The sequence below is a fragment of the Flavobacterium sp. genome (assembly GCF_031411595.1).
GTDB lineage: Bacteria > Bacteroidota > Bacteroidia > Flavobacteriales > Flavobacteriaceae > Flavobacterium.
The window spans coordinates 180,603-196,885 of the sequence record NZ_JANOBI010000035.1 but is presented as its reverse complement, the minus strand read 5'-3'; the positions used below and the strand labels follow the sequence as shown (position 1 = coordinate 196,885).

Below are 16,283 nucleotides of genomic sequence, written 5' to 3'. Positions count from 1 at the left end.
TTTTTTATTATAACTACTTTTTTATGACTATTTTTGACTAAATTATTAACTAAAAAAAATTATAGAATGAAAAAAACTACATTAAACCTTTTATTGGGTATTTCTTTGTTGTTTTCTGCTACGAGTTTTGCTCAGGCAAATGACAATATTGCAAATGCCGAAGCTATAAGTTGTGGTAATGTTTATACAGGATCCACGGCGGCAGCAACTTTAGATCAGGCTGATCCGACTTTACATTTTGGAGTTGATTTAGATGCTCCTAATGTATGGTACACCTATACAGGATCTGGCTCTGAAGAATCGATCACTCTTGATTTATGTGGATCAGGTTATGACACATCAGTTTTAGTTTTAACGGGAGCTCCCGGAAGCTTAACAGCTTATGCAGGTAATGACGACGACAATACATGCTCGAGCAATACACTGAATTCAAGAATAACTTTTACCTCTGATGGTACAACTACTTATTACATCGCTGTTGAAGGATTTAATTCTGGAAGTACTGGTGCGTATACGATGAATGTTACCTGTACCAGTGTAACTCCTCCGGCGGTATACAATCAGACATGTTTGACTGCCTTAGCGGTAGATGTTGATGCTTCCATTATTACTTCAGATAACTCTTTCGGAGATATCAGTCCAACACAACCAACTTGTGATAATTTTGGTTCTATTCAGGATGTTTGGTTTTCATTCGTTGCTCCATCTCCAACAGTAGATGTGACAGTAACCAAAGGAACAATGCTTTCTGCTAATTTTGCGGTTTATTCGGGAACATGTGATGCTTTAGTAAGTTTGGGATGTAATTCTAACTTAACTGTTGCTTTAACACAATCATTTACTACATTGGTTTCTGGAGATACTTACTTCGTTCAAGTATGGAGTAATGGTGCAGAGCAAGGAGATTTTACATTGAGTTTATCAGACCCATCGATTTGTAAACCGACTGCAACTTATGAAACTGTTGCAAACTGCATCGACAATAATTTTACAATCAATGCTGATATTACGAGTTTCGCTTCTGCTTCTACGGTTACTGTTACAGACAACCAAGCGAGCTCAGGACAAACTATTGGTACGCCAGGAATTGTTACTTTCGGACCTTACGCTTTTGGTACATCAGTGGTGTTAACTATCACTAATGATCAAAGTCCTGGTTGTGCTTTGGTTAGTCCTAATCAAACATCAGTAGGTTGCCCGCCAGTAAACGATGAATGTACAAATGCCATTGCATTAACAGTAAATCCTGATAATGTTTGTACGGGTGTAACTCCCGGAACTATTACTGCAGCTACTGCTTCTTTAACGGATACTGCTTCTTGTGGTGGAACTGAAGATGATGATGTTTGGTTCTCTTTCGTAGCAACGAATACTGTTCATACGATTAGTTTAAATAATATCGTAGGATCTACAACTGATTTATTTCACTCATTATGGACAGGTGCTGATTGTTCTAGCTTGACATTAGTACCAAATACTTGTTCAGATCCAAATACTAGCACACCTTCAGGATTAGTAATCGGAGAAACGTATTATTTAAGAGTTTATTCTTGGACTCCTACAATTGGACAAACTGCAACTTTTGATGTATGTATTGGAACACCGCCACCACCTCCAGCAAATGATGAATGTGCTAATGCAATAGCGCTAAACTGTGGTGATGTATTAACCAATCAATCAACTGATAGTGCTACCGGAGGAACAGCTACTTCTTGTGTAGGGACCATTGGAAATGATATTTGGTATTCCTTTTTAGGAGACGGACAAGTAATAACGCTAACAGCAACAGCAACAGGAGTTGAATCTCCACAAGTTGAAGTTTATGCAAGTACAGATGGTACTTGTGCAGGTTTTGCACCAGGTACATGTATTGCAGCTGCCGGAACCGGTGAAACTGTTGTCTCAACTTCTTTTGTTTCAGTGAATGGTACAAGTTATTATATTCATATTGGAAGTTGGATTAACGGAGATCCTGCAACCATTTTCGATTTAGCGATTACCTGTGAAGCACCAGCAACACCACCAGCTAATGATGATTGTGATGGCGCTGAATCTTTGACTGTAAATCCAGATGCTAGTTGTACTATTGTTACTTCAGGAACAGTTGCAGGAGCTACTGCATCGGCAGTTGATGCTTCAATTTGCGGAGGTTCCCCAGATGATGATGTTTGGTATTCTTTTGTAGCTACTGGTACTATACAAGCGATTAGTTTAATCAATGTTGCAGGAGCAAATACAGATTTATTTCATTCGTTATGGACAGGAGATTGTGGTACTTTGACTTTAGTACCTGGATCTTGTTCTGATGCAAATGCTAGTTTACCAACAGGTTTAACTGAAGGACAAACCTATTATGTCAGAGTATACACAACAACAACAACTGCATTGCAAAACACCACATTTGATATTTGTGTAGGAACACCACCACCACCACCAGCGAATGATGATTGTACAGGTGCTATTGAAATCACAGCAGGGGGAGAATTTATAACTTCACCGGTTATAGGTTCTAATGTTAGCTCTACTTCAACAGTTGGATTACCTACTTTTAGTTGCCAAACCAACCGTTCTAATGATGTATGGTATAGCGTTGTTGTACCAGCTTCAGGTAGTTTAACAATTGAAACAAATTCAGCACCAGGAACGGTAATGACAGATTCAGTAATCAGTATTTATTCTGGTACTTGCGGTTCGTTAGTTGAGATTGGTTGTGACGATGATAGTAGTGATGAAGGTAATTTCTCAAAAGAAGTTTTAACAGGTTTAACGCCTGGTGATACTATTTATATTGGAGTATGGAAATACGGAACTTCTTTAGATGGTGATTTCCAATTGTCAGCTTATGATGCTTCTTTATTGAGCAACGATACTTTTGAAACATCAAGCTTTAAAGCGTATCCAAACCCTGTAAAAGACATGTTGAATTTGTCTTACAGCAAAAACATTTCTAATGTAGCTATCTATAATTTATTAGGTCAAGAAGTTAATGCAAAATCAACGAATGCCAATCTATCACAAATTGACATGTCGAATTTAGCAAACGGAACTTACTTAGTAAAAGTTACAGCAGACAATCAAATAAAAACTATCAAAGTTATCAAAGAGTAATCTTTTTTAATTTGATTTAAATTTTTAACCACCTTCGGGTGGTTTTTTTATTTATAGCGATTATTTTTTTATACATTTATGGCATTATTAACTCAACAACAATTATTTATATGAAAAAAATTACATTAAAACTTTTATTGGTTTTTGCATTGCTACTTTCTGCATTTGCCAATGCGCAATGTTTAGTAGCAGATAATGGACAGTGGCCGTCCAATACTGTATCTGCAAGCGCTTGTGATGGTATAACTGCCACGGTAGTGACAACGGTAGGATATGCGAGCGAATATTCGCTAGTGGATCTGGTTGCAGGAGAAACTTATACTTTTAGCAGCTCATTGTCGACAGATTTTATTACAATCAGCACCGATGATGGAGCAACCGCAGCAACTTTTGGAACAACTCCGGTTACATGGGTTTCTGATGTAACAGGTGTCGTACGTTTCTACACGCACCTTGACGATTTGTGTGGTGGGAATACAAATTTCAGAACCAGATCTTTCGTATGCGGAATTCCTCCTTGCGTACAACCAATCGTAGCCTTTTCAAAAAGTTTCGATTGTGGAAGTTCTTCTTTTGAAGTTACGGCTGATATTACTGATATAGGTTCTGCCAATACCATCACTGTAACAGATGATCAAGGAAGTTCTGCTCAAACTATTGGTGCTGCCAGTCCGGTAACTTTCGGACCATATCCATTCGGAACATTGGTGGTATTAACGGTCACAAATGATGATACTCCTATTTGTAACGTTGTGAGCGATACTCAAGTTATTTATGCATGTCCACCAGCAAATGATGAATGTGACGGAGCCATTGCTTTAAATGTTAATCCGGATGCAAGTTGTACAGATATTGTTTCTGCTTCAATAACAGCAGCAACAGCTTCTGCTGTAGACGCATTCGCTTGTGGAGGTACACCTGATGATGATGTTTGGTTTTCATTTGTTGCCACCGATACTATTCAAACTATCAGTTTAAATAATGTTGTAGGTTCGACTACTGATTTATTCCATTCATTGTGGACAGGAGATTGTGGTAGTTTGACTTTAGTGCCAAATTCTTGCTCAGATAATAATGCCAGTATCCCAACAGGTTTAACTGTAGGAGACACTTATTATTTAAGAGTTTATTCTTGGACAGATTTTGCTGATCAGAATGTTACTTTTGATGTATGTATTGGTACACCACCACCACCACCGGCGAACGATGAATGTGCGAATGCCATTGCTCTTAACTGTGGTGATGTGTTAACCAATCAATCGACTGAAAGCGCTACTGGAGGAACAGGCACGTCTTGTGTTGGAACTATTGGAAATGATATTTGGTATTCCTTTTTAGGAGATGGACAAGTAATCACATTAACAGCAACTGCAACAGGGGTCGAGTCTCCACAAGTTGAAGTTTATGCAAGTACAGATGGTACTTGTGCAGGTTTTGCACCAGGTACGTGTATTGCAGCTGCCGGAACAGGTGAAACTGTTGTCTCAGTTCCTTTTGTTTCTGTGGATGGAACAAGCTATTATATCCATATTGGAAGTTGGATTAACGGAGATCCAGCAACTATTTTCGATTTAGCGATTACCTGTGAAGCACCACCAGCAGCACCAGCTAATGATGATTGTGATGGAGCAGAATCTTTGACTGTAAATCCAGATGCTAGTTGTACTATTGTTACTTCAGGAACAGTTGCAGGAGCTACTGCATCGGCAGTTGATGCTTTAGCTTGCGGAGGTTCACCAGATGACGATGTTTGGTATTCTTTCGTAGCTACTGGTACTGTACAAGCGATTAGTTTAATCAATGTTGCAGGAGCAAATACAGATTTATTTCATTCGTTATGGACAGGAGATTGTGGTACTTTAACATTAGTACCTGGATCTTGTTCTGATGCAAATGCTAGTGTACCAACAGGTTTAACTGAAGGACAAACTTATTATATCAGAGTTTACACAACAACAACAACAGCATTGCAAAATACTACATTTGATATTTGTGTAGGAACACCACCACCACCACCAGCTAATGATGATTGTACAGGTGCTATTGAAATCACTGCCGGAGGAACATTTGATGCTTCGCCAGTTGTTGGTTCTAATGTTAGTTCAACTTCAACAGGAGGTTTAACTTTTGCATGTCAAACCAACCGATCAAATGATGTTTGGTATAGTGTAGTTGTACCATCTTCTGGTAATTTGACGGTTGAAACAGCGGCAGCTCCTGGAACTGTAATGACAGATTCAGTGATTAGTATTTTTACAGGGACTTGTGGTTCATTAGTTGAAGTTGGTTGTAATGATGATGATGGTACAGATAATTTCTCCAAAGCAGTTTTAACAGGTTTAACGCCTGGCGATACTTTATATATTGGAGTATGGAAATGGGGTGCATCTTTAGATGGTGATTTCCAATTGTCAGCTTATGATGCTTCTTTGAGTAACGATACTTTTGAAGCTTTAGGATTTAAATCTTATCCAAACCCAGTAAAAAATATATTGAATTTGTCTTACAGCAAAACCATTTCTAATGTAGCAATTTATAATTTACTTGGACAAGAAGTTATGGCTAAAGCAACCAATGCCAATCAATCTCAAATTGATATGTCGCATTTAGCTAGCGGAACTTACTTAGTAAAAGTTACCGCGGATAACCAAGTGAAAACGATTAAAGTTATCAAAGAATAATTTTTAAAATCAGTAATTGAAAAGCCACCTTCGGGTGGCTTTTTTTTATATGAAATCTTTTCGTGCCGAATTTTTTATTACTTTAGAAAAAAATTAAATAAAAACGATGCTATGAAAAAAATTACATTAGTCTTTTTCCTTTTTGTTTTAAACAGTTTTAGTAGTCATGCACAATCTGTAGCGGAATATATTTTTAGTCAATCCACAGAGGACTATACACCGGTTGTGGGAACAAACTCAGCAGCCGTTGGTGATGATGGCTCGCAAAACAGCATACCCATAGGTTTCGATTTTATTTATGGCGGTGTTACTTACACCACATTTAGTGTTAATACTAATGGTTTTATACGATTAGGAAATGCTATTGGTGGCCAATCATGGACGAATTTATTATCACTTACTGCCGTGCTAAGTCCATTAATTGCTCCTTTTTGGGATGATCACAATAGAAATGGAGGTTCAATTCAGTATGCCGTTTCAGGCACTGCACCAGACAGAGTTTTAGAAATAGGTTGGGATAATATCAATATAGGTGGAAATGGCGGACAAAGTACTACAGCATTCGGTTCTTTTAAAATGAGATTATTTGAAACAACAGGTCAAATTGAATTTGTTTATGGTCCGACAATGAATTCCGCTGGTGCATTTTCAGCATCCATTGGGTTGAATGATTTAAATGCATTTTTAAGCGTTTCACCCGATTCGGCAACAGCAACTTCTTCCATAGTCACTGCCAATAACAACATTGCTAGTACACAATTTTTATTAGGTCAAAAATTTACTTTTATGCCAGGTGAACACTGTAATGGTGCTCCAACTCCTGGCAATACCGTTTCAAATTTTACAAGTGTTTGTGCAAGCTATGCTTTCAATTTAAGTCTTGAAAATCAAACCACAGGATTTGGTGTTACCTATCAATGGCAAACTTCTTCGGATGGTGTTACTTTTAGTGACATTGTAGGTGCAACAAATTCCGTTTACATCACAACACAAACGGCAGCAACAACTTACCAATGCATTGTTACTTGCAGTGATGTAAGCGCGACAAGCAATCCTGTTGAGGTATTGATGAATGACACAAGCCAATGCTATTGCGCACCAACCTACACCAACGGAAAAACGGATGGCGATTTGATTTCGAATGTCACAATTAACGGAACCACTTTAGCCAATGATACGGGTAACGCACCCGTAAACCCTTATTTTACTTATTTTGTCGGACAACCTAATTATACTGCTTCACTTCAAATCGGTCAGACCTATGATATCAATGTAACAGTAGGTACTTTTGGACAACAAAATGTTGCTGTTTGGATTGATTTTAATGATGACGGTATTTTTAGTTTGAATGAAAATGTTGGTACTTCAAGTGAAATTGCTGCCAATGCAACCGGCACTTTTCCAATAGTGTTAGATTGCAATGCAACATCAGGACTGCACAGAATGAGAATTAGAGATGTGTGGAATACCGTTGCTATCGATCCATGTACAAATTATGGATACGGTGAAACCGAAGATTATAACATTACCATTGAAGATGGTTTTATATGTCAAGCACCACACAATTTAGATACCGGTAACATCACCGGAATCAACGCTGAATTAACTTGGACACCAGCTTGTACTCAAATCGGTTGGGATGTTCATCTGGCATTAGCAGGCGAGGGGCCACCGGTAGGAAATCCTTCCAATCCTAATAGCAATAATCCACTTTTGGTTACCAATTTGACTCCTTTAACCAACTATGAGTTTTATGTGAGATCAATTTGTTCGGAAACGGAGTCAAGTAGTTGGGCTGGACCATATACATTCACAACACTTCCACCAGCTATTGCCAATGATGAATGCGATAATGCGGTTGCTTTGATTCCGGGGATGACCTTCAGCGAACATGCTATTATTGCCAGTAATATTGGAGCTACTAAAACGATTGGGCCTCCAAATCCGACATGCGCATCACTTGGTTTTGGCGGTGATGTTTGGTTTAGTACAGTTGTTCCTGGTGATGGAAAAATAACCATTGAAGTTCAAGCCAATCCAGGTTCTCCTTTTGCTGATTCGGGTATGAATGCATTTATCGGTACATGTGATAATTTGACTGTTATTGGTTGTAGTGATGATGAAGGCGTTGGTGCTTTTTCAAGGTTAAATTTAACAGGGTTAACACCCGGAGAAACCATTTATGCAAGGGTATGGGAATACGGCAACAATGTGCATGGAGCGTTTCAAGTATCGGCATGGAGCCCAACATTAAGCAACAATAATTTTGACAAATCGAATTTTAAATATTATCCGAATCCGGTAAAGGATTACTTAAATCTTTCCTATTCTGAATTAATATCAAAAGTGATTATTTATAATATGTTAGGACAGGAAGTTTTAGTTCAAAGCCCAAATGTAATCAACGCCAAAATCGATGTAAACGCTTTACCTACGGGTTCTTATTTAGTGAAGGTTTATTCCAATAATTTGCAAAACACAATCAAAATCAACAAAGAGTAATTATTAATATCTTATCGAATTTTCAAAAGCCACCCTAACGGTGGTTTTTGTTTTTGATAAAGTTTATATTTGTTAAAATTATTGATATGTTTTTTTCCATTATCATTCCGGTATACAATCGCCCTGACGAAACAGATGAGTTATTGGATAGTCTGTCGAAATTAGATTTCAATCAAGACTTTGAAATCGTAATCGTTGAAGATGGTTCTACGATTAAATCTGATACGATAGTCGAAAAGTATGCAAAGAAATTAAACATTTCCTATTATTTTAAAGAGAACACAGGGCCGGGCGATTCCAGAAATTTTGGTATGCAAAAAGCCAAAGGCGATTATTTCATCCTTTTCGATTCCGATTGTATCATTCCGAAAAATTACTTAAGCGAAGTTATCAAAGCCTTTCAAGTCAACTATGTAGATTGCTTTGGCGGGCCGGATCAAGCTTTAGATTCGTTTTCGGATATTCAGAAAGCCATTAATTTTTCAATGACTTCATTCCTTACTACGGGTGGTATTCGCGGTGGATCTGAAAAATTAAATAAATTCCAACCCAGAAGTTTCAATATGGGGATTTCCAAAAAAGCTTTTGAAGCTTCAGGTGGATTCGCACATATTCACCCAGGTGAAGATCCAGATTTATCCATTCGTTTATGGAATTTAGGATTCGAAACCAAGTTGTTTCCCAAAGCGTATGTTTATCACAAACGAAGAATCGATTGGGATAAATTTTCATATCAAGTCAACAAATTTGGAAAAGCCAGACCGATACTCAACAGTTGGTATCCGGTACATAGTAAATTATCTTATTTTTTTCCTGCTTTTTTTATTATTGGATTCTATGCATCGATAGTTTTATTAGTATTGGCACAAGATTTTTTAATGAAATTGTATTGTCTCTATTTCTTTGTTTTATTGATAACGGCAACCATTCAAAATAAAAGTTTCAAGATAGGCTGGTTAGCCATCGTGGCCACTTGGAAGCAATTCAATGGTTACGGATTGGGTTTCATACAATCATTCATCAAAATCAACGTTTTAAAACAAAAACCGGAAGCAGCTTTTCCGGAATTATTTTTTAAAAAATGACAAAAATTATTGGATTAACCGGAGGCATCGGAAGTGGAAAAACCACAATAGCTCAGTACTTTAAATCATTGGATATTCCGGTTTACATTGCCGATGAAGAAGCCAAAAAACTGCTCGATAATCCCATTATTCAAGACAGAATCAAAGTAGTTTTTGGAGAAACCATTATTGAAAAAGATAAAGTATCAAGAGAAAAATTGGCATCGATTGTATTTCAAAATCCACAAAAATTAAGTGCATTGAATGCCATAATTCATCCAGCCGTAAAAGAGCATTTTCAAAATTGGTTAACTCAACATCAAAACAATCCTATCGTCATTAAAGAAGCTGCCATCCTTTTTGAAAGTGGAAGCTACCAAGATTGCGACAAAATCATCACCGTAGTTGCGCCATTAGAAACCAGAATTGAAAGGGTCATTGCAAGAGATAAAACTACCAAAGATGATGTTTTAAACAGAATCAAAAATCAATGGGCTGATGAAATGCGCATAGCCAAAAGCGACTTTATCATTGATAATAATGACCTTTCGAGCGCCAAGCTACAAGTGGATAAAATTCTAAAAAAACTGACAAATCCATAAAATTAACTTTAGATGTTAATCTTTGGTTAATATATTTATCGTTTAAATGTTAAAATGTTAATTTTGATGTGATGAATAAATTGTTTTTCCGATTGCTTGTATTGTTAATGAGTTTGTCCTTAATAGGCATCATTCTCGTTCAAGTCTACTGGTTCAACACTTCGTTTAAAAATAATGAAGAACAGTTTAGGTTTCACGTAAAGCAAGTCATTGGCAATGTTGCCGATAAATTGCAAAAGGAAGAAGCTTTTAGTTTTATAGATAAATACAAAAAACTAAAAGACAGTATTGGAAAAGAGCCACAGAAAAGTGATTTTCTTGAGTTTGGCTACTACCAAAGAGATTCCCGCACCAACGAAACCATTATCTATTCCAACAACATTATTTCTGAAGATTACAATATTTCATCTTCGTTCTTTGATAAGAAATCCGACAGTATAAAACTTAAAAACTTTTCATCCAAAAGAGTTACGGAAGTTTTCAATAACGGTAACGTAGATAGATCGGGCATGCAACAAAAAATTACGCCCGACGTAAAAATCAAGAAAGCAGGAAAATTAGCCATTCTCGACAATGCGCAATTCGAAATTTTCTTCAAAGACATCGCCGCTGCAAAACCATTGCAAGATCGTGTTTCTAAAGAAAGACTTTTCAAGTTGCTCAAAATAGAACTCGACGAATATGATGTCAAAACGCCTTTCGAATTTAGTATTTACAGCAATGGTTTAGCAACTAAAATTCAATCGGATAGCTTTAAGTATAATAAGGAAAATACGTATTCTATTCCTGTTTTTACTGATAATGATGGCAACGACAAATACCAATTGATGGTCAGTTTTCCGCACAAGCAAAAGTTCTTATTTTCTGAGCTCGTTGGAATTACTTTGTTGTCGATCATATTTACGCTAGTCATTGTCATTGCATACACAAGCGCTTTAAACCAATTGATTCGACAACGTCAAATTTCTGAAATCAAAACCGATTTCATCAACAATATGACACACGAATTCAAAACGCCAATCGCTACGATCAATTTGGCTTTAGATGCGATTAAGAACCCGAAAGTCATCGATGACAAAGAAAAAATACAACGCTATTTGCAAATGATTCGCGATGAAAACAAACGAATGCATGCGCAAGTAGAAAATGTACTCAGAATTTCCAAACTCGAAAAAAGAGAATTAGAAATTACTAAAGAATCATACAGCATTCACGAAATTATAGAAGAAGCTATTGAACATGTGAATCTGATTATCGAAGACCGACAAGGAACAATCGAAACGCATTTAAGCGCCAATAGAACTACAGTGTTGCTCAATGATGTGCATTTTACCAATGTTATCGTCAATGTACTCGACAACGCCATTAAGTACTCAACAGAACAGCCAAAAATCGACATTTATACTGAAAACGTTAAAGATTTCGTTATCATCAAAATAAAAGACCAAGGTGTCGGCATGAGCAAAGTCGCTCAAAAGAAAATTTTTGAAAAATTCTATCGCGAACATACCGGCGATTTGCACAACGTAAAAGGACATGGCTTAGGATTAGCCTACGTCAAAAGAATAGTAGAAGACCACAACGGTCAGATATTCGTAGAAAGTGAAAAAGGAAAAGGAAGCACATTTATAATTAAATTACCACTAATCAACTAAAAAAACCAATTGCTATGGAAACAGAAAACAAAAAAATTCTTCTAGTGGAAGACGACCAAAATTTTGGCGCGATACTAAAAGATTACCTAATGCTCAATGACTTCGAAGTCACACTAGCCAAAAACGGAATGGAAGGTTTCGAAAAATTCAAAAAAGACACTTACGATCTTTGCATCTTGGATGTCATGATGCCTTATAAAGACGGTTATACTTTAGCCAAAGAAATCCGCGAGAAAAACAAAGAAGTGCCGATTATTTTCTTAACGGCCAAGTCGATGAAAGAAGACGTGCTTAAAGGCTACAAAGTAGGAGCAGACGATTATCTCAACAAACCTTTCGACTCAGAAGTGTTGCTGATGAAAATCAAAGCGATTATCCAAAGAAAAGCCAACGATGTCAAAACCGATCACGTGAAATTCGAATTTCAAATCGGTGGTTTTCATCTAAACTCTAAACTACGCTTCTTAACATTCAAAAGCGAAGAACCTATCAAATTGTCACCGAAAGAAAACGAATTGCTCAAAATGCTCGCCGTATACGAAAACGATTTGATGCCAAGAGAATTAGCACTAACCAAAATCTGGAGAGACGACAATTACTTCACTTCAAGAAGTATGGATGTCTACATTGCCAAACTCAGAAAATACCTCAAACTCGATGATGACGTAGAAATACTCAACATCCACGGCGAAGGTTTCCGTTTGGTAGTCAAAAATAAAATCGCCAGTTAAATACAAAAGCTCTGAGAAATCAGGGCTTTTTTTATCACAATTTCATAGCGACTCTGCGTCTTTGCGAGAAAATAAATAAATCTCGCAAAGACGCAGAGCCGCAAAGATTTTGATGGTTTGATGATTAGAAGCTATTTCCGGCTATCATTCCAATCTCGTCATTGCGAACGAAGTGAAGCAATCTGTTTGTCGCATACGGCGCAACGCCAAGGATTTTCCCTTCTATCCGGGCTAGGGCTTTTTGGTTCTTAGTAACTTTTAAGTTTAATAGGAATCCAGATTGCTTCTTCAGAATCCGGGTCGTTATTCTTGTATTTTTCACCCAGAATTTCAAAATGCGGCCTTTCATCTAGCATGTATTCTGAATTTGGCAACCAGGTTTTAAAAATATAAATGAATATGCCAATATCAGTATTCAATCCTTTATAATCAAAAACGGCATACAACCCGCCAACCAAATCAAACGCTTCCATATCATTGGGAATGGTATCAAAATCAGTCACTTCAATCGCAGCCCATTTCTCAAATTGCTGATGCATATCTCCCAATCGCAGCGGTTCGTGATACACTTTCATAGAAACCAATTCCGATGTCAGATTGTTCGTGATTTCCTTGCGGTGCGGCATGAAGCTTTTCCATAAATCAAAAGTTTTGTTTTCGGCTAATGACATGATGATTCGTTTGCCAATAAGCTTTTTTGCAGCGAGTTGTTCAATTCTAGGTTTCATAAACTTACTGTTGTATTGTAAATTCCAAAGCAAAAACGGCTTTGTCGTCTTTGGTAATGCTAAACGCCATTTTGTTATCAGCTTGCGATTTGTGAATTTGAACTATATCTTTCAAAGACAACTCTTTTAAAAAATTCATATCCAAATCCTTAATCTGCGGTTTCATAATGATGGCTTCATCCACCAAATCCATGCACCATTCGAGATATTTCACATTGTTGACATGATTGACTATATCCAAATCCGATAATACTACTTGTCGTTCAAACACCATTTCTTGCGTTTCGTTAATGTCGATTTTAGAAAATGGAAGCAAAGTGGCTCGGTCATTTGGGTATTTCTCACAATGATCATGCGGCAAAGCCATAACTTCAGGACGCCGTGTTTTCGTATTAAAAACCGCCCAAAACGTTTCTGCACCAACACATTTTTCGCCATTCACAGCAACTTCCATAGCACGAACAGAGCGCGAATTCTCGAGCGTGTTAATCCAAGTTTTGATCGTGATGATGTCTTTCCATTTCGGGAGTTTGGTAATTTCAAGTCGCATTCTACTCAAAACCCAAGCTTGGTCGAATTGCTGCATATCTACAAAACTAAACCCGCCAGATTCCGAATGTGACGCAGCTGTTAGTTGCAACAAATTGCACAATTCTGTATAACGCAAATCACCATTAGGCGTGCATTGCATAAAATTGATTTCCCAATCTTGAGAATGTATTGATTTAAAATCGGGAGTTATTGGCATATTGATCTCTTTTTTGTTGCTATATATTGAATGATTTCGTTCGATGGCGTCAAATAATCAAACCATTGCGTGTTTTCTTTTCGCTTAAACCATGTCAATTGACGTTTGGCAAAGCGGCGCGTGTTTTTTTTGATTTCTTCAATCGCTTCTGGCAATGAAATTTTATTTTCAAAAAAATCAAACAGTTCTCGGTAGCCAACGGTTTGCAATGCATTTAGTTCTTTGTTTGGAAATAATGCTTTAGCTTCTTCAAGCAATCCGGATAGGATCATCAAATCAACACGTTGGTTGATACGATTATACAATACAAGTCTTTCAGCTTCTAAACCAATCACAATAGGCGTGAAGCTGCGCTGGTTTTGCTTTTGATTTAAAAACGAAGAATACGGTTTTCCGGTTCCCAAACAAACTTCTGCAAACCGCATCATTCGCTGTGGATTGAGTAGTGTTTGTGGATTTTCGGTTGTCAGTTTTTCGTAGTATACCGAATCGAGTTGTTGCAATTGTTGTTGCAGGTATTCGATTCCGTTTTGCTCGTATTGTTGGGAAACCTTTTCACGAATGGCTATTGGAATTTCAGGGAAATCATCAAAACCTTTTAAAACAGCATCAACATACAAACCCGAGCCGCCCACCAAAATGGCAAAATCATTTTTAGCAAATAACGCATCGAGTTTGGTAATTGCTTCTTTTTCGAAATCGCCAACGGTATAATTTTTAAATATCGATTGGTTGTGAATGAAATGGTGTGGTGCAGCAGCCAATTCTTCAGCAGTTGGAACAGCAGTGCCAATGGTCATTTCTTGATAAAATTGTCGACTGTCGCAAGAAACAATCTCACAACCAAAATGCTGCGCCAATTGAATGCTCAGTGCAGTTTTTCCGATAGCTGTTGGTCCGACTATAGTGATTAGGTATTTCATTTGTCTGTTGTAGGTTTAACCGCAAAGTTCGCAAAGTTTATCGCAAAGTCCGCTATGTTGTTTTGGAAACTAATGCCCTAGCCCTGATAGCAGTGATATCCTTTTTCTGCTTTCTTTAAGCAGGAAAAGATTTAGCGGATAGCAGGATAAAGCTCCTAAAAATACAACAACTTTAAACTTTTGCTTCTTCGAATTTGACTTTGAATAATCGTTCTCGTGTCGCGATTGTTCGGCATGTGAACCAAAATATTTCTTAAGATTTCGATGTTTCTAATTTGGTAATTCAAATCGTAAAACGCATAGCCTTTGTAAATGCCATTTTCAATCAAAACCGCTGAACGCTCGTTGATGTTGCGCCCGCGGTCAATCAGTACAATGGTTTTGTTATCGAACATATTTTTGTCGATGAATTCCTGAACGCGTTTGTTATATTCTTCGGGTGAAACTTTGCCGATGCAAGCACCGTCACATTCTTTAATCGTGTATTGAAAACAGTGCGTTTTTGTGTCGTAAATACCATTGAGTTTTTGACACAAATGATACGCCGCCGAAATTCTGAAAAGCGCGTTTTTACCTTCTTGGAAAGTTGTAAAAGAGGTGATTTCTTTTCTTCGACCGTCGGCTTTTTGTAGCTTTAGATTGATGTAGCCGTTGTCGTCTTTTTCATCATATAAAGCCCATTGAAAAATGCTTTTGCGTTGCGAACGATTGTAGATCGGTTGGTTGATTTTGATTTCTTGGCTTTCTTTTAATAAAGCTATGAGTTCACTTCCCGTTTCATCAAAAGTGACGGTGAACACTTCTAATTGTATTTTTTTACACTTGTTTGTTGTTCCTGTAAAATGTTGGTTTACACGCTTTTTGATATTCTTACTTTTACCAATATAGATGATTGATCCATCTTCGCGATGCATATAATAAACACCGGTTTTGGAAGGCAAACTATCGACAATATCGAGCAACTTTGGCGCAATGCCTTTGACAACTTCCGATTGAATCAAATCTTTGACAATGACTTTTTCGAGATCTTTATCGAGCAACATTTTAAACAGTTTTACCGTGGCCATCGCATCGCCGCTCGCTCGGTGTCGATCAGCCATTGGAATGCCTAAAGCGCGAACGAGTTTTCCTAAACTGTAGGATGTTTGTTCTGGAATCAAAACTTTCGCCAACTCGACGGTGCATAGCGTTTTGCATTCAAAATCGTAACCCAAACGTCTGAATTCAGTGCGAAGAATGCGGTAATCAAAAGAAGCATTATGGGCGACGATGATGCAGTCTTGCGTGATTTCGATGATGCGTTTGGCGACTTCAAAAAACTTCGGAGCTGAGCGCAGCATGGCATTGTTGATTCCGGTGAGTTTAACTACAAAAGGTTGAATGGGTATTTCAGGATTGACCAAACTGATGAATTGGTCTACCACTTCATGGCCGTCGAATCTATAAATAGCAATCTCTGTAATGCCTTCTTCATTAAATTGTCCACCGGTAGTTTCTATGTCGAGTATTGCGTACAAAATGAGTATTCAGTGTTCAGTAGG

General features: G+C 37.5%; 11 protein-coding genes. 7 read left to right on the top strand and 4 right to left on the bottom strand.

Features of this window, described 5'->3' with window-relative positions; all coding sequences use genetic code 11:
• Positions 1-66: 66 nt before the first annotated feature.
• From RMO03_RS08640 to RMO03_RS08610, 7 genes are all read left to right on the top strand, one after another.
• A complete protein-coding gene (locus RMO03_RS08640; protein ID WP_309641696.1) occupies positions 67-3,108 on the top strand; it encodes a T9SS type A sorting domain-containing protein in 3,042 nt (1,013 codons plus the stop codon).
• 110 nt (positions 3,109-3,218) lie between these two features.
• Entirely contained in the window at positions 3,219-5,789 is a 2,571-nt protein-coding gene (locus RMO03_RS08635) for a T9SS type A sorting domain-containing protein (RefSeq protein WP_309641695.1), read from the top strand.
• 111 nt (positions 5,790-5,900) lie between these two features.
• On the top strand, positions 5,901-8,291 hold the full coding sequence (locus tag RMO03_RS08630; RefSeq protein ID WP_309641694.1) for a GEVED domain-containing protein: 2,391 nt from the start codon (positions 5,901-5,903) through the stop codon (positions 8,289-8,291).
• Positions 8,292-8,377: 86 nt separating this feature from the next.
• Positions 8,378-9,376 carry a glycosyltransferase gene (locus RMO03_RS08625; RefSeq protein ID WP_309641693.1) on the top strand — a complete coding sequence of 333 codons (999 nt, stop codon included), beginning with the start codon at positions 8,378-8,380 and terminating at the stop codon, positions 9,374-9,376.
• On the top strand, positions 9,373-9,957 hold the full coding sequence (coaE, locus tag RMO03_RS08620; protein WP_309641692.1) for a dephospho-CoA kinase: 585 nt from the start codon (positions 9,373-9,375) through the stop codon (positions 9,955-9,957). The genes RMO03_RS08625 and coaE overlap by 4 nt, the downstream gene beginning before the upstream one ends.
• 71 nt (positions 9,958-10,028) lie before the next feature.
• A complete protein-coding gene (locus RMO03_RS08615; protein WP_309641691.1) occupies positions 10,029-11,612 on the top strand; it encodes a HAMP domain-containing sensor histidine kinase in 1,584 nt (527 codons plus the stop codon).
• A 14-nt stretch (positions 11,613-11,626) separates the two neighbouring features.
• Entirely contained in the window at positions 11,627-12,343 is a 717-nt protein-coding gene (locus RMO03_RS08610; protein WP_309641690.1) for a response regulator transcription factor, read from the top strand.
• A gap of 248 nt (positions 12,344-12,591) precedes the next feature.
• On the opposite strand, the gene RMO03_RS08605 is transcribed toward RMO03_RS08610, so the two are convergent.
• The 4 genes from RMO03_RS08605 to RMO03_RS08590 form a co-directional block, all read right to left on the bottom strand.
• On the bottom strand, positions 12,592-13,071 hold the full coding sequence (locus RMO03_RS08605; RefSeq protein WP_309641689.1) for a GyrI-like domain-containing protein: 480 nt from the start codon (positions 13,069-13,071) through the stop codon (positions 12,592-12,594).
• 4 nt (positions 13,072-13,075) lie between these two features.
• The gene (locus RMO03_RS08600; protein WP_309641688.1) at positions 13,076-13,819 is read right to left on the bottom strand and encodes an acyl-ACP thioesterase domain-containing protein; all 744 of its coding nucleotides are present in this window, start codon (positions 13,817-13,819) and stop codon (positions 13,076-13,078) included.
• Positions 13,810-14,742 (bottom strand): tRNA (adenosine(37)-N6)-dimethylallyltransferase MiaA, encoded by a 933-nt coding sequence (miaA, locus tag RMO03_RS08595; RefSeq protein ID WP_309641687.1) that lies wholly within the window; start codon positions 14,740-14,742, stop codon positions 13,810-13,812. Before miaA ends, RMO03_RS08600 begins: the two co-directional genes overlap by 10 nt.
• 155 nt (positions 14,743-14,897) lie before the next feature.
• Positions 14,898-16,259, bottom strand: a complete 1,362-nt coding sequence (locus RMO03_RS08590) for an exonuclease domain-containing protein (protein ID WP_309641686.1) — start codon at positions 16,257-16,259, stop codon at positions 14,898-14,900.
• Positions 16,260-16,283 lie beyond the last annotated feature (24 nt).

Bases quoted from the DNA above. Each gene is read 5' to 3' on its own strand.
- RMO03_RS08640 (WP_309641696.1), top strand. From the start codon at position 67: ATGAAAAAAACTACATTAAACCTTTTATTGGGTATTTCTTTGTTGTTT.
- RMO03_RS08635 (WP_309641695.1), top strand. From the start codon at position 3,219: ATGAAAAAAATTACATTAAAACTTTTATTGGTTTTTGCATTGCTACTT.
- RMO03_RS08630 (WP_309641694.1), top strand. From the start codon at position 5,901: ATGAAAAAAATTACATTAGTCTTTTTCCTTTTTGTTTTAAACAGTTTT.
- RMO03_RS08625 (WP_309641693.1), top strand. From the start codon at position 8,378: ATGTTTTTTTCCATTATCATTCCGGTATACAATCGCCCTGACGAAACA.
- coaE (WP_309641692.1), top strand. From the start codon at position 9,373: ATGACAAAAATTATTGGATTAACCGGAGGCATCGGAAGTGGAAAAACC.
- RMO03_RS08615 (WP_309641691.1), top strand. From the start codon at position 10,029: ATGAATAAATTGTTTTTCCGATTGCTTGTATTGTTAATGAGTTTGTCC.
- RMO03_RS08610 (WP_309641690.1), top strand. From the start codon at position 11,627: ATGGAAACAGAAAACAAAAAAATTCTTCTAGTGGAAGACGACCAAAAT.
- RMO03_RS08605 (WP_309641689.1), bottom strand. From the start codon at position 13,071: ATGAAACCTAGAATTGAACAACTCGCTGCAAAAAAGCTTATTGGCAAA.
- RMO03_RS08600 (WP_309641688.1), bottom strand. From the start codon at position 13,819: ATGCCAATAACTCCCGATTTTAAATCAATACATTCTCAAGATTGGGAA.
- miaA (WP_309641687.1), bottom strand. From the start codon at position 14,742: ATGAAATACCTAATCACTATAGTCGGACCAACAGCTATCGGAAAAACT.